Origin of the sequence: Bradyrhizobium sp. HKCCYLS3077 (genome assembly GCF_051167555.1) — a bacterium.
Taxonomy (GTDB): Bacteria; Pseudomonadota; Alphaproteobacteria; order Rhizobiales; family Xanthobacteraceae; genus Bradyrhizobium.
The window spans coordinates 722,812-742,567 of sequence record NZ_JBNPTH010000003.1 but is presented as its reverse complement, the minus strand read 5'-3'; the positions used below and the strand labels follow the sequence as shown (position 1 = coordinate 742,567).

Below are 19,756 nucleotides of genomic sequence, written 5' to 3'. Positions count from 1 at the left end.
CCGGGCTCGCCGGCGACGGATGGCCCATGAGGACGAGAGCGGATGCAGGCAGGTTTTGCGTTTACGAAGCTGGTTGACCGCCTGAGGAGTCTGACGGAATTGTCGATCGATGATCTCGAGCTCCTCAGGCGAATGCCAAGCACGATTAGAAGCTTCGCCCCGCATGAGGAGGTCTGGCGCAAGAGCGAGGAGCCTTCGACCTGCTGCTTGCTGCTGCAGGGCTATCTCTGCTGGAAGGATGTCGATGCGGGCGCTGGCCAGATCACCGCGATCTACGTTCCGGGGGATGTGCCGGATCTGTACACGACCATCGTCCCGCAAGTCGCGGGACACCTCTGCGCTCTGACTCCGGCCGTCGCGGCCTTCGTGCCGCACGCCTTCTTTCGCGACGTGCGCGCTCACTCCGAACGACTGGCAACGGCGCTCTCGCTGCTGATGCTCGCCGACGCGGCGGCGCTACGAACCTGGCTGACCAATCTGGGGAGCCGGGACTCGCTGAGCCGCGTGGCGCACCTGATCTGCGAGATCACCGTGCGGCTGCGGGCCGTCGGGCTCGGGCACGAGTTGCGTTTCCCATCGCCGTTCACCCAATCGGATCTCGCGGCGATCTGCGGCATCTCCCCTGTGCATGCCAATCGGACCATCCAGGACCTCCGCCGCCGGGCCCTGCTGCATTGGCATTCGCGGACGATCACGGTCACGGATTGGAAGGGGCTGACGCGACTGGCTGGCTTTCGGCCTGATTATCTGATGCTGCGCCAACCGCCAGCACTTGACCCTGCCACGGCGGGGCCGCTAGGCCCGGAGCCTAGGCTGGGCCTGGACGCGGCGAGCTGATCGCGGCGACCCGGTCGCACAGGGCTTGCCTCACCTGGGCGACGACACCAGTCCAGTCTCCCGGCGACTGCTGGTGAAACAACCGTGTTCGCGGATACCAATAGGTTCGCATTCCGGCCGCGGGCCAACGCCAGTCGGGGTCTGCGTGCAACATGATCCAGGTTTCGCAACCGAGCGCACCGGCCAGATGCCCCACCATCGTATCGACGGTGATGACGAGATCGAGAGCGATCAGCGTGTTCGCAAGCACATCGATGTCCGCCGAGCTGATGTCTCGGGCACCGATTTCGGCGACCTCCGCCGCGCCGAGGTCGGCTTGCAGCGAGAATGCAGCGATGCGCGGGATCAGCAGCGTTCGAACGAGGTCGGCGGGCAGCTCCCGCCGCTTGTCCCAGTTTCCGACGCGCCACACCAATCCGACCGCGAGGCCGTCATGCGCAGGCAGCGCCACCGGCGGCCCTGCGGGCGCGAGATAAGACGCTCTCATGCCGGCATCTTCGCCATCAACCCGCAGCGCATGCGCGAGCTCCATGATCTCGATATCCACCTCGAAGGCCACATCCGGGATACCGTCATGCAAAGGAAGCACATGCCGGACGCCCGGCACCCGCGCGATCAGGCCGCACAGCGCCGGCTGGCACCACACGATCACGTCGCGGGCGATGCGGGCAAGCGCCGGCAGGAGCCGGGCAAACTGGATCGTGTCGCCGAGCCCATGATAGCAGCGCACCAGCACGACCCTGCCGCCGAGGTCCTCGCCACGCCAGATCTTCTGCAAGTGACGCGGACCCTCATGCTTCGCCGGGCCGATCGACCGTATCGTCGACAGGTCGCGGTCGGCGATCGTCCAGGCGCGCGCAAAGTCCTGCGCGCGCATCGCGGCGACCCAGTCGTTCGCCTCGCTGCTTTGGCCGCTCTCTCCGTTCACGCGTCGCGGCGGACGAATTTGTGGAAGCGGCTGATCTTCCCGTCCTTGGTGCGGTCCTGATACAGGAACGCGAGTTCGGCCTCGTCGAACTTGCGGAAGAACTCGTCCCAATCGATCTCGTCCAGGGACTTCTCCTTCGGCCCGAAGTCGATGCGCAGGATGCCTGCGTGCCCCTCCTGCTCCGTCGACGCGACGGTGGACGGACGACCGTCGCGCTCTTCGGCCCATTTGCGGATCTTGCCGTGATCGGTGGTTGTTGCGCTCTCGCTCATCGCGGACCTCCTCACAAGACGGACGAGACGAATCGTGCCTCGCTGCTGCGATCAAACGCGAGAGCACCCGATTCGTTCGTAAAACGGGCCGGGACAGCGTGTGCTGCCAGGCTTCTTGTTCTTCATCATTGAAGAAGATCGTTCCTGCCCCCCGTGCACGGAATCTAATCTAGATCAGCCTTTCCCGCCTTTTCAGGCGAAAACGACCGGGGCCGCAGCGTCGCCGGGTGCTCCAACAGGAACGAACATATCCCGGGCACGTTCGCCGACGTACTTAGGTTTCGCTCATGTCGCGTGGCCAAATTCGGAGGACGACACTCGATGCACTCCCGTCTTCAAGACCGACATCGTGTTCGTGTCGGAGTCGTCGGAGTCGGCAATTGCGCCAGCTCTTTCATCCAGGGCCTCAGCTACTATCGTGATGCGAAGTCCAACGAGCCCGTCCCGGGGCTGATGAACGCAGACATCGGCGGCTATCACATCGGCGACGTCGAGATCGCCGCCGCCTTCGACGTACATGCCGACAAGGTCGGTCGCGATGTCGCCGACGCGATCTGGACACGGCCGAACAACACTTTCCGATTCGCGCCGGTCGAGGAAACCGGGGTCATCGTCGCCCGCGGGCCGGCGCTCGACGGCATCGGACGATATCTCGAGGACGACGTGCCGCTGGCACCGGGACCGGAAGCAGACGTGACCGATGTCCTGAAGCGCTCGCGCACGGACATCGTCGTCTCCTATCTGCCCGTCGGCGCGCAGAAAGCAACGGAGTACTATGCCGCCCGCGCCATCGAGGCCGGCTGCGGCTTCGTCAACTGCATCCCGGTCTTCATCGCGTCCGATACGTCCTGGCGCAAACGCTTCGAGGACGCGGGTCTGCCGATCGTCGGCGACGACATCAAGAGCCAGGTCGGAGCCACCATCATTCACCGCATGTTGGCCAACCTGTTCCGCGAGCGCGGCGTCCGGCTCGACCGCACCTATCAGCTCAACGTCGGCGGCAACACCGACTTCAAGAACATGCTGGAACGTGAGCGGCTGAGCTCCAAGAAGATCTCCAAGACCCAGGCGGTGACCAGCCAGTTCGACGTGCCGCTGCCCGTCGACGACGTGCACGTCGGCCCGAGCGACCACGTGCCGTGGCTCACCGACCGCAAGCTCGCCTACATTCGCCTCGAGGGCACGACCTTCGGCGGCGTACCATTGAGCGCCGAGCTGAAGCTCGAGGTGTGGGATTCGCCGAACTCCGCAGGCGTGGTGATCGACGCCGTGCGCTGCGCCAAGCTGGCCATGGACCGCGGCGTCGGGGGGGCGCTGACCGGGCCGTCCAGCTATTTCATGAAATCGCCGCCCCGGCAGTTCACCGACGAGGAGGCCCGACGCAGAACGCGCGCCTTCATCGACGACGTGCCGCTCGACGACGCCGGCTGAAGGCCTTGATGATGACCATCACGATTCACCTGATCCGGCACGGGCATCATCCTCTGCTCGGCCGCACCCTCTGCGGTCGCATGGCCGGCGTCGCGCTCGATGCCGAGGGATGCCGCGAGGCCGAAATCTGCGCCCGGCTGATCGATCCCATTCCGACGCTGATCCAGTCGAGCCCGCAACCGCGGGCGCTGCAGACAGCCGACATCATCGCGCGCCAGCACGAGCTACCGGTCGAGATCGTGCAGGCCTTGGACGAGCTGGATGCCGGCGACTGGACTGGCTGCAGCTTCGCCGAGCTCGATGCCGATCCGGCGTGGCAGCAGTGGAACGCCAAACGTGCCTCGTCCACGCCGCCCCATGGCGAGAGCATGTCCGCGGTGCAGGAGCGGATGATGTCGCACGTCGCCCAACTGTGCCGAACCCATGGCAGCGCCAGCATCGTGCTCGTCAGCCATGCCGAGCCGATCCGGGCCGCCATCATGCAGGTCGCGAGGATCGCCCTCGATGAGTTCGCTTCGGTCGACGTCGCGCCAGCCAGCATCAGCACGCTGGTCGCGGATTCCACCGGCTTGAAGCTGATCCAGGCCAACATGAAGGTGCCGGCGTGAAGATCGTCATTTTCGGGCTGACCATCTCGTCGTCCTGGGGCAATGGCCATGCCACGCTGTGGCGTGGGCTGTGCAAGAACCTCATCCGTGCTGGCCATAGCGTCGTGTTCTTCGAGCGCGACGTGCCTTATTACGCCGACAATCGCGACATGGCCGAGCTCGCAGGCGGTCATCTGATTCTCTACCGTGGCTGGCAGGATGTCGCGAGGCAGGCCAAGGCGGCCTTGGCCGACGCGGATGCCGCCATCCTGTCGTCCTATTGTCCCGATGGCCATGACGCCACGAGGTTGATCCTCGACAGCCGCTGCGGATTGAAGGTGTTCTACGACCTCGATACGCCGGTCACGCTGGAGCGGCTGCGAAGCGGCGAGCCACTTTCCTACATCGGCCCCCGCGGGCTCGTCGATTTCGACCTCGTGCTCAGTTTCACCGGCGGGCCGCGCCTGTTCGACGAATACCGCAATCAGCTCGGGGCGCGCATGATCGCGCCGCTTTACGGCCATGTCGATCCCGACGTGCATCGGCCGGTCGCGCCGCAGCCGCAATATCGGGCCGCGCTGTCATATCTCGGGACCTATTCGGCGGATCGCCAGGCCGCGCTCCAAGACTTGTTCGTCGAGCCGGCGCGCGGCCGTCATGACCTGCGCTTCCTGATCGGCGGCGCGCAATATCCGCGGGATTTTCCCTGGTCGTCGAACATCTACTTCGTGCGCCATCTGCCGCCGGCAGAGCACGCCGCCTTCTTCGCCTCGTCGCGACTGACCCTGAACGTCACGCGCCGCGCGATGGCCGAGATGGGCTGGTGTCCCTCGGGACGGCTATTCGAGGCGGCCGCCTGCGGCGTCCCCCTGCTCAGTGACACCTGGGACGGGATCGCGGATTTCTTCGCGCCCGATGAGGAGATCATCCTGGTCAATCGCTCCGAGGATACGCTTGCGGCATTCGCCCGCGACGACGGCGAACTGGCGCGCATTGCGGCCAGCGCCCGACAGCGCGCGCTCGACGAACACAGCTCGCAGACGCGTGCGAACGAGATGATCGGTCTGTTCGAACGGTCGATCCGGCGCACACCGACGCTGACGACACAGGAGGCCTGACATGTGGGGCATCGTGCCAGCCGCCGGCCGCGGGAGCCGCATTCAACCGCTGGCGTTCTCCAAGGAGCTGCTCCCGGTCGGCAGCCGCAGCGACGGTGGCGTCGAGCGGCCATGCGCCGTGTCGGAATATCTCGTCGAGCGGCTGATCCTCGGCGGCGCCGACAGGATCTGCTTCGTCATCTCGCCGGGAAAATCCGACATCCTCGAATATTTCGGCGATCGCTACGGCGGCGCTCGCCTTGCTTATGTCGTCCAGCCCGAGGCCGCAGGCCTGTGCGACGCCGTCTTCCGCGCCTCGACCGTGATCGGCGACCACCAGGACGTGCTGGTCGGGCTGCCGGATACCGTGTGGTTTCCGAAGGCGGGGCTCGCCCGACTGCCCGCTGCCGATCTGTCGTTTCTGCTGTTTCCCGTCGAACATCCCGAATTCTTCGACGCGGTCGTGCTGGACGGCGACGCCGTCAAAGAAATCCAGGTCAAGCAGCGCGACGCAACCTCGAACTGGATCTGGGGCGCATTTCGCATGTCGGCGCGAGGCTTCCATGACCTCAACATCCTGTGGGAGGCCCGTGGCCGCAGCGATGAATACTTCGGCACGCTGGTGAACGGCTATCTCGCCGCCGGAGGCGCTTGTGTCGGCGTCAAGGCCGGCGAGGCCTATGTCGATGTCGGCACCATCAACGGCTACCGCACGGCGATCGCGCTGCTCGCGGCCTCGCAGGACGGCCACGAGCCGCGTCCCATGTTGCGCGCGGCCGCCGGCGCCGGCGTCGCCGCGCCTTTCCCGGGAGGACGCGCATGACCGGCGCCCTGTTGTCCCGGGACGAGATCCGCCGCCGCGTCGATGCACTCGGCCCGTGGTTTCACAACCTCGACCTCAAGGGCGTCGCGACTGCGCCGACGCATTTCCTCGGCGATTATCCCGCCGTGAAGTGGCGAGGCTTCGCCGACATCGTCCCGGATGATCTCACCGGAAAGTCCGTGCTCGACATCGGCTGCAACGCCGGCTTCTACGCCATGGAGATGAAGCGGCGCGGCGCCGATCGCGTGCTCGGCCTGGATACGGATGACGACTATCTGGCACAGGCGCGCTTTGCTGCCGACGTCAACGGGCTCGACATCGAGTTTCGAAAGCTCTCGACCTACGATGTCGGACAGCTCGGTGAGACGTTCGATCTCGTGATCTTCATGGGCGTGCTCTATCACCTGCGCCATCCGCTTCTGGCGCTCGACCTCATTCGCGATCATGTCGTCGGCGATCAACTGTTGTTCCAGTCGATGCAGCGTGGCTCCCCGGAAGTCGACGAGATCGCCCGCAACTATGATTTCTGGACCACCAGTCCGTTCGACAGCCCGGGCTATCCCAGGATGCATTTCATCGAGCACAGCTACGCCGATGATCCCACGAACTGGTGGGCGCCGAACCGTGCCTGCGTCGAGGCCATGCTGCGCAGCGCCGGCTTCGTGATCGTCGCGCATCCCGAAGCCGAGGTCTATCTGTGCCGCAAGGCGCAGCGCCCCCAACCGGACGGCCCGGTGTATCCGGCGCGAGGTGTGCGATGATCGAGGCTGCCAAGATCTGGAACGAGCCGAACAACAAGTCGCATTGGGACCTTCAGCTCGATCCCGACTGGGCGCGCTTCGCGGACACCGCGATCGCGGCCGGCAAGGCAATTCGCTCGGTGCACACGACGTTGCCGCGGGTGCTCGGCGGCATCTCGCCGATCGATCCCGCCTTCATCAACAACATGAAGGCGCGCGGCGTGCTGGATCACGTCGACGCCGTCGCAGTGCACGGCTTTCCGCTGGATTGGAATCTCTGGAAGATCGACGAATGGCCGGCCAGGCTTGCCGAGATCCAGGCGCTCGTCTCCGTGCCGGTCTGGGTCACCGAGGTCGGGGTGTCCTCGTTCGGCGCCGACGAGGTGCAGGCCTGGGGCTTGCAGCGCACCGCCGAGCTGCTCAACGGGCGCGCGCCGCGCATCCACTGGTACAGTCTGTACGATCTGCCGATGGCATGGGAGGCGACGACCCGGCACAAGGAGGCCGAAGGCTCGTCCTACTATCGACACTTCCACATGGGTCTGCTGCGCGAGGATGGCGCGCCGAAGCTGGCGGCGGAGCTGTTTCCGGAGCATGCCCACGGCATGGGCCTGTGCCAATGGTTTCATTTCGAGGACCATCGCCTGAATGATGCGGTGCTGTGGTTGCGCCGGCTCGGCGTCCGCCACGTCCGCACCGGGCTGTCCTGGGCCGACAGCTTCCGTCCCGGCGCGCTCGACTGGTTCGATCGCCAGATGGAGGCGCTGGCCGAGTTCGACGTCACCGTCACATTCTGCTTTACGCCGGAGCATCGCGGCCTTGCCGCGCACCACACCAGCCCGCCGCTCGACGCCAACGAGTTCGCCGACTTCTGCGCCAGCATGATCATGCGCTATTGCGCACGGACAGGGTCTGCGGCCGCTCGGTCCGACCTGCCGGAGCCGTTGCCATGCGTGCCCTGATCCTGGTGTTGGATTCCGTCGGCGTCGGCGGCGCCCCCGATGCCGCCGATTACGGCGATGCCGGCGCCGACACGGTCGGCCATATCGCCGAGGCGTGTGCAGCCGGCCGCGCCGATACCGACCGGCGCGAGGGACCGCTGCGTCTCCCCTATCTGGTGGCGCTCGGCCTCGGCGAGGCGTGCGAGCTCGCGACTGGCCGGCGGCCGCCCGGCCTGGATGGCCCGGCGAGCGCGGGCGCGGCGTTCGGCTGTGCCAGCGAGCGATCGCGCGGCAAGGACACACCGTCGGGACATTGGGAGATCGCCGGCGTGCCCGTGTTGTTCGACTGGGGCTACTTTCCAAGGAGCAGTCCCGCCTTTCCGCCGGACCTCATTCGGCAGCTCTGCGCGACGGCGGACCTGTCCGGCATTCTTGGCGATCGTCACGCCTCTGGCACCGAGATCATCGCCGAGCTGGGCGAGACCCATATGCGGACCGGACAGCCGATCTGCTACACGTCCGCGGACTCGGTGTTCCAGATCGCGGCCCACGAAGGGACCTTCGGCCTCGACCGGCTCTATCGCCTGTGCGAAGCAGCGCGGCTCCTGACGGATCCCTTCAACATCGGACGTGTGATCGCACGTCCCTTCGTCGGCGACACCGCCACCACATTCCGCCGTACCGCCCATCGCCGCGACTACGCCGTCCCACCGCCGGAGGCGACCATCCTCGATGTCGCGACCGCGGACGGGCGGCCGGTTCTGTCGATCGGCAAGATCGACGATATCTTCGCGCACCGCGGCACGGGCCGGAATCTGAAGGGCGACGACAACGATGCGCTGTTCACCCGAACGCTCGATGCTCTCGACGTCCTCGGCGACGGCGGCCTGCTGTTCGCCAACTTCGTGGACTTCGATACGCTCTACGGTCATCGTCGCGATGTCGCCGGCTATGCGCGCGCGCTCGAAGCCCTTGACGCGCGCCTGCCCGAGCTGTTGGGCCGGCTCCGCAATGACGACCTCCTGGTGCTGACCGCCGATCACGGCTGCGATCCGACCTGGAAGGGAAGCGACCATACGCGCGAGCGCGTGCCGATTCTGGTCGCCAACGGCGCCAGCGCCGGCCCCATCGGTCGGCGCGCGAGCTTCGCTGATGTGGGCGCCACCGTCGCACGACATCTTCAGCTTGCTCCAGGGCCCAATGGTGCGCCCTTCTGGTAAGCCGCAGCTAGATGTGGGTTATTGATCCAAATTAGGGAAATTATTGTTTGTACGTAGCGGAGGAACGAACATTCGTTGCGCTGCTTCTCACCTCCAGAAGTTCATTCACGACGCCGCGACGGAGTAGCCTGGCATGACACGTGTCCTTATCACTGGAGGCGCAGGCTTCATCGGCTCGCACACGGCCGACGCACTGATCTCCGCAGGCCACGAGGTCCGGCTGCTCGATTCTCTCTCTCCCCAGGTGCACGGCCCGCATCGTCAACGCCCTTCCTACTTGAACGCGGATGCCGAACTGATGGTCGGCGACATCACTGACGCCGTCGTTGTCGAACGCGCGCTGCGCGGCGTCGACAAGGTGCTGCATCTGGCCTCCAGCGTCGGCGTCGGCCAGAGCATGTACGACATCGAGCCCTATGTCCGCACCAATGAGCTCGGGACCGCTGTGCTGCTGCAGGCTTTGGCCAATCGCCCGGTGACGCGGCTGGTGGTCGCGTCGTCGATGAGCGTCTATGGCGAGGGCGCCTGCCGGACCGCGGACGGCGCAACCGTCGCACCGGAGGAGCGTTCGCTCGCGCAGCTCCGGCGCGGCGACTGGGAGCTTGCGGATTCGGAGGATCGCCCGCTTGAGCCCATCCCAACGCCGGAAACCAAGCAGCCCACGCTGAGCTCGATCTACGCGCTGAACAAATATGCCCAGGAGCGGATGTGCCTGATCACCGGCAAGGCGTATGGCATCCCGACCCTGGCGCTGCGATTCTTCAACGTGTTCGGGCCGCGCCAGGCGCTGTCCAATCCGTACACCGGCGTGCTCGCGATCTTCGCAGCCCGCCTCCTGAACGAGCGTCCGCCGCTCGTCTTCGAGGACGGCCTGCAGCGCCGCGACTTCGTCCACGTTCATGACGTCGCACGCGCCTGCGTGCTCGCGCTCGACGGCGATCAGGCCGATGACGTCCTCAACGTCGGCTCCGGCCAGAGCCGCACGATCGTCTCTGTCGCGGAAGATCTCGCCCGCGTCATGGGCCGGTCGCAGATGACGCCGTCGGTCACCGGCAAGTACCGCGCCGGAGACATCCGGCACTGCTTCGCCGACATCACCAAGAGCGAGCGCCTGCTCGGCTTCAGACCGGAGGTCCGCTTCGAGGATGGGCTTGCCAATCTGGCGGGCTATCTCGCCGGCCAGATCGCCGAGGACCGGGCTGAGAAGGCCAACGATGAGTTGTTGCGGCGTGGGCTTGTGGCATGACTGATCTGGCCTCCTCCTCCGCCCCGATCGTGATCACCGGCGGCTGCGGCTTCATCGGCTGCAATCTCGCCGATCGGCTCGCGACACGCGGCGACAACGTTCTGATCCTGGACAGCCTGATCCGCGCCGGCGTGCGCGAAAATGCGCAATGGCTGAAGTCCAGGCACGGCGACCGGATCACGATCGCGGTCGGCGACATCAGGGATCCCATCACCGTCATCGACAGCATCAAGCCGGCAAAGGCCGTGCTGCACCTCGCCGCGCAGGTCGCGGTGACGTCGAGCATCGACAGCCCGATGGACGATTTCGAGATCAACGCCCGCGGCACGCTGAACGTGCTCGAGGCCGTCCGGCTGCACAACCCCTCTGCGGCCATGCTGTTCGCGTCGACGAACAAGGTGTACGGCCGCCTGATCGGCAATGACCAGATCGCGCGCAACGGCCAGCGCTATCAGCCGATCGATCCTGCCATGAGGCCGGGCGTCTCCGAGGCCGCGCCGCTCGATCTCTATAGTCCGTATGGCTGCTCGAAGGGCGCCGCCGATCAATATGTCCACGACTACGCGCGGGTTTATGGGCTGAAGACCGCCGTGCTGCGGATGAGCTGCATCTACGGCCCGCGCCAGTTCGGCACCGAGGATCAGGGCTGGATCGCGCATTTCGTGCTCTCGGCCTTGCGCGGCACGCCGTTGACGATCTATGGCGACGGCTGCCAGGTCCGCGACGCGCTCTACGTGGCCGATGCGGTCGATGCGTGGCTCGCAGTGCTCGACGGGATCGACGCGGCGCGAGGCCGCGTCTTCAACCTCGGCGGCGGCCCGTCGAATGCGGTCAGCCTGCTGGAGCTGATCGATCTGATCACGCCGCTGGCCGGCCCTGTCTCCTTCGGCTTCGCGGATTGGCGTCCGGGCGATCAGCCTTGGTACGTCTCGGACATCACGGCGCTGAACCGCGCCACCGGCTGGCAGCCAAGAACGACATTTGCGGACGGCCTGCGCAGCCTGCACGGCTGGCTCGCAGAGCGGTTTGCGCAAGCCTCCGGCCGGGAGGCGCTGGCATGACCCGAGTCGCCCTGATCAATCCGAACTGGACGTTCGACGGCAGCATCTATTTCGGCTGCCGCAGCCCGCATCTGCCGCTCGAGCTCGGCATTTCCGAACACCTGCTGCGCGAGGCCGGCCACGCGACGCTGCTGCTCGACGCCCACATGTTCGACCTGACGCCGTCCGACATCCTGGCCGAGCTCGTGACGTTCCGCCCTGACATGATCGTGCTGACGACGGCTCCAACCTATCTGTTCTGGCGCTGTGCGCCGCCCGAGTTGCGGGTGCCGCAGGAGCTGGTGTCGACCTTGCGCGAGAGCGGAGCGACCCTCATCGCGGTCGGCCCGCACGGCTCGACCACGCCGCGGGCCACCTTGCGAAAGCTCGGGGTCGACATCGTCGTCATGGGCGAATGCGAACAGGCCGTGAGACGGCTGGCCGCTGGCGAGCGCGGCTTCAGCGGTCTCTGCTTTGCGGATGCCGACGGCGCGATCCGCATCCATGGCGGACCGCTGGCCGCCAGCTTCATCGACCAGCCGGCGCTGCAATGGCCGGCCGAGATGATCCGCCGGCATGAGCACCACCATCATCGCTTCGAGGCCAGCCCCGCAGGGCCCGGTGCGGAGGTCGAGGCATCGCGCGGCTGTCCGTATCACTGCACGTTCTGCGCAAAGGACAATTTCCGCAACGCCTACCGCAAGCGCCCCGCTGCCGTGATCCTCCACGAGATCGATGACCTGCTGACGCAGGGGGTCGAGTATGTCTATTTCGTCGACGAGATCTTCCTGCCCAATCCCGAGCTGCTGCAGGGTCTCGTGGGCCGGGGGCTCAAATTCGGTGTGCAGACCCGGATCGACCTGTGGAAGCCCGAGATGCTGGCTCTGCTCGGGCGTGCCGGCTGCGTGTCGATCGAGGCTGGCATCGAGAGCCTGTCGCCTGAAGGCCGCGCCGCGCTGGCCAAGAACTGCCGCATGACCACCGAGCAGCTCGCTGAGCGCCTGGTCGAGGCGCGGCGGCACGTTCCGTTCGTACAGGCCAATCTGATCGAAATGCCGCAGGACGACGACCCCGTCGTGCAGCGCTGGCGCCAGCGCATGCAGGATGCCGGCGTCTGGGCCAACGATCCCGTGCCGCTGTACCCGTACCCGGGCTCGCCGGACTATCAGAAGCTGTGGGGCACGCCCGACGACCAGGCGTGGGAGCGGGCTCATGCGCACTACCTGACGCTCTTCAACCAGTTCAGCGACGTTCAGAACGCGCGGCCTGTGCCGCTGGCGGCGCTCGAGATGCAGGTCGCGCGATGAGCACGGTCCGCCGCCAGCGCGTCATGATGACCACCGACACCGTGGGCGGCGTGTGGAGATACGCGACCACTCTTGCGATCGCGCTGGGCGACCTTGGCGTGGAGGTTCACCTCGTCACGCTGGGGCGCCGGATGAACTCCGATCAGCGCGCCGACATCGCGGGCGCCGGAATTCGACTGTTCGAAACTGATCTGGCCCTGGAGTGGCAGGATCCGGAAGGGCGCGACATCGATCACGCGAGGCGCGTGCTGCATGCCATCGCGTGCGACGTTCAGCCCGATCTCGTCCATCTCAACAGCTTCCGCGAGGCGACGTTCGCCTGGCAAGCGCCGGTTCTCGTCGTCGCCCACTCCTGCGTTCGATCGTGGGGACTGGCCTGCGACGAGACGCGCTTCCTGCAGGAACCGCGGTGGCAGTGCTACAGCGCGCGTGTGGCCGAGGGATTGCGCAGCGCCGCCGCATGGGTCGCGCCAAGCCGTTCCTTCGGCGAGACTGTGGGCCGGCTCTATGATCCGCCACGCCCCGGACGGCCGATCTGGAACGGCATCGCCTCACGCTTCGACATCCCAGCGAACAAACAGATGGTCGTGCTCGCGGCCGGACGCATGTGGGACAGGGCCAAGAACATGCGCGCGCTCGCCGAGATCGCGGCCGGATGTCCCTGCCCGATCCATGTTGCGGGATCCGGCGCCGACCAGGACGGCCTGCCGCGAGATCTGCATCCGCTGGGCGAGCTCGCCCATGCCGAGCTGCAGCAGTGGATGAGCCGCGCCGCGATCTTCGTGAGCCCGGCGCTGTACGAGCCGTTCGGCTTGTCGGTGCTGGAGGCCGCCACCGCCGGCTGCGCGCTGGTGCTCTCGGACATTCCGACGTTTCGAGAGCTCTGGCAGGATGCCGCCGTCTTCGTGCCCCCCGGCGACATCAGCGCGCTGCGGAGCACCCTGAACTGGCTTGTCGCCGATCAGGCCGCGCGGATCGTGCTGCAGGACGCCGCACGCCAAAGGGCTCGCCGCTATACGCTCTGCCGGACGGCGAAAGCCTATGCCGATTTCTACGGCGAGCTGCTGGCCCCGGCGTCGCCGCCTCACCACTCCAACATCCCCGCCGAGGCGTTTGCATGAAGTGCGTGCTCTTCTACCATGCGTTCTCGTCGTGCTGGAACAATGGCAATGCGCATTTCCTGCGCGGTGTCGCGCGCGAGCTTCATGCCCTCGGACATGAGGTCATCGTCCATGAGCCCGCCGATGGCTGGAGCCGTCTCAACGCGATCAAGGACGGTGGCGAGGCAAGCCTGCGCGAGGTGCCCGAGCTGTTTCGTGGCGTCGATGTCAGGCCTTACGACGGTACGCTCGACCTGTCCCGTGCGCTCGACGGCGCCGATCTGGTCGTCGTGCACGAGTGGAACACGCCCGATCTGGTCAAGGCGATCGGCCGTCACCGCATCGCCGGCGGCCGCTACGCCCTGTTGTTCCACGATACGCATCATCGCGCCGTCACGGCGCCGCGGGAGCTCGCGCGCTTCGATCTCGCCGGTTATGACGGCGTGCTCGCCTTTGGCGAGGTGCTGCGCCAGATCTATCTGAAGCTCGGCTGGACCCGACACGCGTTCACGTGGCACGAGGCTGCGGACACCGCCCTGTACCGTCCATTGCCTGACGCCGCTCCGCGACACGACCTCGTGTGGGTCGGCAATTGGGGCGACAACGAGCGCAGCGCCGAGCTGCGCGAATATCTCATCGAGCCCATCACCGCTCTCCGGCTCGACGCAACGATCTACGGCGTGCGTTATCCGGACGACGCGCTGTCGGCGATGCAGCGGGCGGGCATCCGCTACGGAGGCTGGCTACCGGCACACCGTGTTCCAGAAGCGTTTGCTGCGGCCCGCGCCACGGTTCATGTCCCTCGTGCGCCCTATGCGCAATCGCTGCCGGGCATTCCCACCATTCGCATGTTCGAGGCCATGGCCTGCGGCATCCCGGTTGTCTCGGCGCCTTGGAGCGATGTCGAGAGCCTGTTCCCGGACGGCACCTATCTGCGCGCGGCCAATGGCGACGACATGCGTCGGGCGTTCAGGAGCCTGTTGAGTGATCCGGAGTTGGCCGGAGCCGTCGCCGACAAGGCGCGCCGCACGGTGCTGGCTCGTCACACCTGCCGCCATCGCGCGCAGCAACTGCTCGACATCGCCGGGACGTTGAGCCGCGGCGAGACTCGGATGTCGACCGCATTCGCAGGAGCCGCCTCATGAACATCTGCTTTTTCGGCTCCAGCCTCGTCTCCTCCTACTGGAACGGTGCAGCGACCTACTACCGCGGCATGCTCAAGGAGATCGCCAGGCTCGGTCACGACGTCACCTTCTACGAGCCGGACGCGTTCGAGCGGCAGGCCCATCGCGATATCGCGGATCCGCCCTGGGCTCGCGTCGTGGTCTATCCGGCAACGCCGGATGGTTGGCAACGCTCGCTCGATGCCGCGGTCGGATCGGCGGATCTTCTGATCAAGGCCAGTGGCGTCGGCGTGTTCGATGCCGAGCTCGAGGACGCCATATCAGCCATCGAAGGCCGCGCGCTGCGGTTCTACTGGGACGTCGACGCGCCAGCCACCCTGGATGCGATCGCGGCCGATCCCCAGCATCATCTGCGCCGTGCCATCCCGCGCTACGATGCGGTCCTGACCTATGGCGGCGGCGATCCGGTCGTGACAGCCTATCGCGACGTCGGCGCGCGCGATTGCGTGCCGATCTACAATGCGCTCGATCCCGACACCCATCATCCGGCAGCGTCCCGCGCGGACTTCGACTCCGACCTCAATCTGCTCGCCAACCGCCTGCCGGACCGCGAGGCCCGCATCGAGCGTTTTTTCATCGACGCTGCCAGCCGGCTGCCGGGCAAGCGCTTCGTGCTCGGCGGCTCCGGCTGGCATGACAAGCCGATGCCAGCGAATATTCGCGCCGTCGGCCATGTCGGCACGGCCGACCACAACGCCTTCTTCGGCTCGGCGCGCGCGACGTTGAACGTCAACCGCGACAGCATGGCGGCTTACGGCTTCTCGCCGCCGACCCGGGTGTTCGAGGCGGCAGGCGCGGGCGCCTGCCTCATCACGGACCAATGGGACGGCATCGGACTCTTCCTCGAACCCGACCGCGAGATCCTGGTGGCCGCCGATGGCGCCGGCGTCGCAGCGCATCTCGACACGCTCTCACCCGCGCGCGCACGCGCCATCGGTGAACGCGGCCGCGCGCGCGTCATGGCGCATCACACCTATCGTCACCGCGCGCGGCAATTCCACGCCCTGCTTCAAGGCAGAAGCCCCCGTATCGAGGCTGCAGAATGAACCTGAATATCGTCGTCATCGGATTATCGGTCACTTCGTCCTGGGGCAACGGTCACGCCACCACCTACCGCGCCCTGCTCGCGGCGCTGGCGCGTCGCGGCCATACCGTGACATTCCTGGAGCGTGACGTGCCGTGGTACCGCGATCATCGCGATCTGACCGATCCCCGCGACTGGCGCATCCATCTCTACAAGGAGCTTCCGGAGCTGCCGCGCCGATTCGGCGCGCTGATCCGCGATGCCGACCTGGTCATCATCGGGTCCTACGTGCCGGACGGCATCGCCATCGCCGACTGGGTCACCTCGCAGGCCCAGGGCGTCACGGCATTCTACGACATCGACACGCCGGTGACGCTCGCCGGACTCGAGCAAGGGCATGGACTGGCGTATCTGTCGGCGTCGATGATTCCGCGCTTCGATCTCTATCTGTCGTTCTCCGGCGGGCCTGCATTGGCCATGGTCCAGGATCTCTACGGCAGCCCGATGGCGCGCGTGCTCTACTGCAGCGCCGACATGGAGCTGTATCGGCCGCGCGACGTTCCGGATCGCTGGTCGCTCGGTTATCTCGGCACCTACAGCGTCGACCGTCAGACTCAGCTCGCGAACCTGCTGCTCGCGCCGGCGCGCGCCATGCCCGATGCGCGCTTTGCGATTGTCGGCGCGCAATATCCGGACGACATCGTCTGGCCCGCCAATGTCGACCGGATGACGCATCTCCCACCGCACCAGCATGCCGATTTTTTTGCCGCCCAGCGCTTCACCCTGAACGTCACCCGCGCCGACATGCGCAATCTCGGCTATTCGCCGAGCGTCCGGCTGTTCGAAGCCGCCGCCTGCGCCGCGCCGGTGCTGTCCGATGGCTGGCCTGGGCTGGAGACGATCTTCACGCCGAACAGCGAAATTCTCGTGGTGTCCTCGCCGCGGGACGTGACCACGATCCTGCGCGACATGCCGGAGGACACCCGCCGGGCGATCGGCGACCGCGCCCGCCGCCGCGTGCTGCGTGATCACACGCCCGATCACCGGGCGCGGCAGCTCGAAGACTATCACCGCGAGGCACTCGCCCGGCGCGCGCGGATCGCGCGGCGCTCCGCCGTCTCTGCGACCTCTGACGCCGTCGAACTCAAGCTGGGACTGTCATGACCATTCGCTCCTCGATTTCATCGCGTCCGTCGCACCGAACGCTCGTCGCGGGCGGCGCTGGCTTCATCGGCTCGCACGTTTGCGACACGCTGTTGCGACGTGGCGATACCGTGATCTGTGTCGACAATCTGCACACCGGATCGCAACGCAACATCCGTCCCCTGCTCAATCATCCCAATTTCAGCTTCCTTGCCCATGATGTGCGCGAGCCGCTGGAGATCGAGGGTCGGCTCGACCGGATCTACAATCTGGCCTGCCCGGCGTCGCCGCCGCACTATCAGCAGGATCCGATCGGCACGATGAAGACCTGCGTGCTCGGGATGCTCCATCTGCTGGAGCTCGCACGGGCAAAGTCCGCGCGCATCCTGCAGGCCTCGACCAGCGAAGTCTATGGCGACCCCGAGATGCATCCCCAGCCGGAGAACTATGTCGGCCACGTCAACACCATCGGACCGCGCGCCTGTTATGATGAAGGCAAGCGTGCCGCGGAAACCTTGATGTTCGACGCGCAGCGCATGCACGGGCTGGAGATCAAGGTTGCCCGCATCTTCAACACCTATGGCCCGCGCATGCACGAGAATGATGGCCGGGTGGTCTCGAACTTCATCGTTCAGGCGCTGCGCGGCGCGCCGATCACGATCTACGGGTCCGGCAGCCAGACGCGCAGCTTCTGCTTCGTCGACGATCTCGTCCGCGGACTGGAAAAACTGATGGAAAGTCCGGCGGAGGTGACGGGTCCGGTGAATCTCGGCAATCCGCATGAGATGACCATCGAGGCGATCGCCCGGGAGGTTCTGACCTGCACACGCTCGGCCTCCACCTTGGAGTTCAAGCCTCTTCCAGTCGACGATCCCAAGCGGCGCAAGCCGGTCATTTCAACGGCGGAACAACTCCTTGATTGGCGCCCGCGGGTTGCCCTGCGAGAAGGGCTGGAATCCACCATCGCCTATTTCGCACTCGAGGTTGCCGGCCGTGAGCCGTCCGCGGACAGCCACACCGCCGGAGCGGTACGACGAGAACGCTCCGTAAGGCTCACACTCGCGCGATCTAAATGAACTGCCTTTCTTCCGCGCACTCATGTCGGGTAACGCAGGCGTGCTCTTACCGATAACAATCTGGCGCAACCAAGTTTCAGAGCCCGGCGGTGTGGGCGATCGTCACCAGTGTGGTCGGCTCCTGCTCGACCAGGAAGCGCAAGGTCCCGCCGCGCGACACCTCCGCCTGGGCCGCAACCGGCAGCGTGAGCAGGAGTGCCATCGCAAGACCGCGCGCATGTCGACCGAACGTACGAAAGCTCATGGACTGCTCCCTCCTAACGAACACCGAGACGCGAGACGTCCCCGGCTGATCTGCCGGATCCACAACAGAAGCCCCATCGAATATCTTCTGATGAAGGCCGGGGACGCGGAATGATCGTGGCGACTTGTTTGTCGGTTGGAGAATGGGCACCGCGAAGCCCTCCGCCGTTGCAGCCGCCTCGCGCCATTCGAGCAGCAAGAGACCGGCTCGCGCACCAATGCTCGCGCCAGCGACGCGCGATGCAATACAAGGTGCAATAGCAACATTTCGCAGAGCCGTGCAGCAGAGCTCCAGCCAGGCCGAATTCATCAGCAGTTTCAGGGAGAGCGGAGCCTCTGGCTGGGGCGGGAGGGATCGAACCTCCGAATGGCGGAATCAAAATCCGTCCCAATAATCAACAATCTCAGCGTGCATTTGGAGAGGATCACTGAATTGCCTACCAGAAACATCAATTGCTTAGACTAGCGAGCGTTTCCAAATGCTTCCACCAAGGCCATCGACTTAGATCGACGCCGAAGGGTGCGGATCCGGGTGCGTCTTTCTCTCCGGGTGGCACGCGTGGCAGCTTGCGAGACAATGATCGCTAAGGCGTTTCCAAACCTGAATAGGATTTTCGCGCCGCCTCGACGACGAGCTTGACGGTCGGAAGGAAATCCGCCGTCAACCGGTATGCAATGCCGAACTCGATCGCCGGAAATGGCGGATTTCCGGCAAGTACGACCACTTTCTCGAGGTCCGCAAGCGCGGCGATCGCAGATTCCGGAAACACTCCGATCCATTCGCCGGTCTCCACAAGACGCATGCGATAAATCGGCCCGCTGCAGGTATCGAGTCGAAGTGGCTCGGTTCCCGACGCCCTGAACCAGTTGAATGTGACTCGGTGAATGACTGACTTTTGCGAATCCGTCAAAATCGGAGTCCGCTTCAGCGCCGCAGGTGTGAGCACCGACGGGATGATCTTGGCTGACCGGCTCGCCACCCAGGAGAGCTCATTGGCATAGAGCGGGCTGTAGCCGATGCCGGGATCATCCAGCGGACCAACGATGATCGCGATATCGACCCGCCCCTTTGAAAGCAGATCGAGCAGGATGTCGTTGTAGTCGACATTAAGCCTGATCTCGATTCCGGTGAAGCGGGCGCGCATTTCAGCTATAAACTGCGGCATCCAGTTCGCCACCGCGTGAGTTGCGCCGATGCGGACCATGCCGAAGATCGCATGCATTCGCCCGGCCCGCTCTTGCAGCTGCTCCGCGAGCTCAGTGATCTCTTCCGCGTAACGCAGCAGATCGCGTCCATGAGAGGAAAGCTGGACAGGCCTCGAACCGCGAACCAGCAGACTGACGCCGAGTTCCTCCTCGAGCTCGCGAATTCGTGCGGAGATGGCCGGCTGGGACGAGCCGAGCTGATCGGCGGCGCGCCGGAAACTACCGAGCCGGCTCACCCAGACGAACGTCTCCAGCTGCTTGATGTTCAACAGGGGTCCTCCGCGGCGGTCGAGACCGTCGACGACGCGTGA

General features: G+C 65.7%; 20 protein-coding genes. 16 read left to right on the top strand and 4 right to left on the bottom strand.

The window, feature by feature from the left end; all coding sequences use genetic code 11:
• Positions 1 to 42 precede the first annotated feature (42 nt).
• Positions 43 to 837, top strand: a complete 795-nt coding sequence (locus ACQR0Z_RS15365; protein WP_434919163.1) for a Crp/Fnr family transcriptional regulator — start codon at positions 43 to 45, stop codon at positions 835 to 837.
• On the opposite strand, the gene ACQR0Z_RS15360 is transcribed toward ACQR0Z_RS15365, so the two are convergent.
• Both ACQR0Z_RS15360 and ACQR0Z_RS15355 read right to left on the bottom strand, forming a co-directional pair.
• Positions 809 to 1,714: a hypothetical protein gene (locus ACQR0Z_RS15360; RefSeq protein ID WP_434919162.1), complete on the bottom strand. Its 906-nt coding sequence runs from the start codon at positions 1,712 to 1,714 to the stop codon at positions 809 to 811. The two genes, ACQR0Z_RS15365 and ACQR0Z_RS15360, sit on opposite strands and share 29 nt — an antisense overlap.
• A gap of 47 nt (positions 1,715 to 1,761) precedes the next feature.
• Entirely contained in the window at positions 1,762 to 2,037 is a 276-nt protein-coding gene (locus tag ACQR0Z_RS15355) for a hypothetical protein (RefSeq protein ID WP_434856757.1), read from the bottom strand.
• 321 nt (positions 2,038 to 2,358) lie between these two features.
• Between ACQR0Z_RS15355 and ACQR0Z_RS15350 the strand changes: the two genes are divergently transcribed.
• From ACQR0Z_RS15350 to ACQR0Z_RS15280, 15 genes are all read left to right on the top strand, one after another.
• Positions 2,359 to 3,468, top strand: a complete 1,110-nt coding sequence (locus ACQR0Z_RS15350) for an inositol-3-phosphate synthase (protein ID WP_434919161.1) — start codon at positions 2,359 to 2,361, stop codon at positions 3,466 to 3,468.
• Between the two features lie 11 nt (positions 3,469 to 3,479).
• A complete protein-coding gene (locus ACQR0Z_RS15345; protein ID WP_434919322.1) occupies positions 3,480 to 4,076 on the top strand; it encodes a histidine phosphatase family protein in 597 nt (198 codons plus the stop codon).
• The gene (locus tag ACQR0Z_RS15340) at positions 4,073 to 5,173 is read left to right on the top strand and encodes a CgeB family protein (protein ID WP_434919160.1); all 1,101 of its coding nucleotides are present in this window, start codon (positions 4,073 to 4,075) and stop codon (positions 5,171 to 5,173) included. The genes ACQR0Z_RS15345 and ACQR0Z_RS15340 overlap by 4 nt, the downstream gene beginning before the upstream one ends.
• 1 nt (position 5,174) lies before the next feature.
• Entirely contained in the window at positions 5,175 to 5,975 is an 801-nt protein-coding gene (locus ACQR0Z_RS15335) for a nucleotidyltransferase family protein (protein WP_434856760.1), read from the top strand.
• Positions 5,972 to 6,736, top strand: a complete 765-nt coding sequence (locus ACQR0Z_RS15330; RefSeq protein WP_434919159.1) for a TIGR04290 family methyltransferase — start codon at positions 5,972 to 5,974, stop codon at positions 6,734 to 6,736. Before ACQR0Z_RS15335 ends, ACQR0Z_RS15330 begins: the two co-directional genes overlap by 4 nt.
• Positions 6,733 to 7,677: a beta-xylosidase gene (locus ACQR0Z_RS15325; protein ID WP_434919158.1), complete on the top strand. Its 945-nt coding sequence runs from the start codon at positions 6,733 to 6,735 to the stop codon at positions 7,675 to 7,677. The genes ACQR0Z_RS15330 and ACQR0Z_RS15325 overlap by 4 nt, the downstream gene beginning before the upstream one ends.
• Positions 7,665 to 8,876, top strand: a complete 1,212-nt coding sequence (locus ACQR0Z_RS15320) for a phosphopentomutase (protein ID WP_434919157.1) — start codon at positions 7,665 to 7,667, stop codon at positions 8,874 to 8,876. Before ACQR0Z_RS15325 ends, ACQR0Z_RS15320 begins: the two co-directional genes overlap by 13 nt.
• A gap of 133 nt (positions 8,877 to 9,009) precedes the next feature.
• Entirely contained in the window at positions 9,010 to 10,122 is a 1,113-nt protein-coding gene (locus tag ACQR0Z_RS15315) for an NAD-dependent epimerase/dehydratase family protein (RefSeq protein WP_434919156.1), read from the top strand.
• Positions 10,119 to 11,183, top strand: a complete 1,065-nt coding sequence (locus ACQR0Z_RS15310; protein ID WP_434919155.1) for an NAD-dependent epimerase/dehydratase family protein — start codon at positions 10,119 to 10,121, stop codon at positions 11,181 to 11,183. The genes ACQR0Z_RS15315 and ACQR0Z_RS15310 overlap by 4 nt, the downstream gene beginning before the upstream one ends.
• A complete protein-coding gene (locus ACQR0Z_RS15305; RefSeq protein WP_434856766.1) occupies positions 11,180 to 12,469 on the top strand; it encodes a TIGR04295 family B12-binding domain-containing radical SAM protein in 1,290 nt (429 codons plus the stop codon). Before ACQR0Z_RS15310 ends, ACQR0Z_RS15305 begins: the two co-directional genes overlap by 4 nt.
• Positions 12,466 to 13,590, top strand: coding sequence for a glycosyltransferase family 4 protein (locus ACQR0Z_RS15300; protein WP_434919154.1), 1,125 nt, complete (start codon positions 12,466 to 12,468; stop codon positions 13,588 to 13,590). The genes ACQR0Z_RS15305 and ACQR0Z_RS15300 overlap by 4 nt, the downstream gene beginning before the upstream one ends.
• A complete protein-coding gene (locus ACQR0Z_RS15295) occupies positions 13,587 to 14,714 on the top strand; it encodes a CgeB family protein (RefSeq protein WP_434919153.1) in 1,128 nt (375 codons plus the stop codon). The genes ACQR0Z_RS15300 and ACQR0Z_RS15295 overlap by 4 nt, the downstream gene beginning before the upstream one ends.
• Positions 14,711 to 15,799, top strand: a complete 1,089-nt coding sequence (locus ACQR0Z_RS15290) for a CgeB family protein (protein ID WP_434919152.1) — start codon at positions 14,711 to 14,713, stop codon at positions 15,797 to 15,799. Before ACQR0Z_RS15295 ends, ACQR0Z_RS15290 begins: the two co-directional genes overlap by 4 nt.
• Entirely contained in the window at positions 15,796 to 16,941 is a 1,146-nt protein-coding gene (locus ACQR0Z_RS15285) for a CgeB family protein (RefSeq protein ID WP_434919151.1), read from the top strand. Before ACQR0Z_RS15290 ends, ACQR0Z_RS15285 begins: the two co-directional genes overlap by 4 nt.
• Positions 16,938 to 17,996: a UDP-glucuronic acid decarboxylase family protein gene (locus ACQR0Z_RS15280; protein WP_434919150.1), complete on the top strand. Its 1,059-nt coding sequence runs from the start codon at positions 16,938 to 16,940 to the stop codon at positions 17,994 to 17,996. Before ACQR0Z_RS15285 ends, ACQR0Z_RS15280 begins: the two co-directional genes overlap by 4 nt.
• 76 nt (positions 17,997 to 18,072) lie before the next feature.
• On the opposite strand, the gene ACQR0Z_RS15275 is transcribed toward ACQR0Z_RS15280, so the two are convergent.
• The gene (locus tag ACQR0Z_RS15275) at positions 18,073 to 18,240 is read right to left on the bottom strand and encodes a hypothetical protein (RefSeq protein ID WP_434919149.1); all 168 of its coding nucleotides are present in this window, start codon (positions 18,238 to 18,240) and stop codon (positions 18,073 to 18,075) included.
• A gap of 583 nt (positions 18,241 to 18,823) precedes the next feature.
• Positions 18,824 to 19,714: a LysR family transcriptional regulator gene (locus tag ACQR0Z_RS15270; protein WP_434856859.1), complete on the bottom strand. Its 891-nt coding sequence runs from the start codon at positions 19,712 to 19,714 to the stop codon at positions 18,824 to 18,826.
• Positions 19,715 to 19,756: the final 42 nt, after the last annotated feature.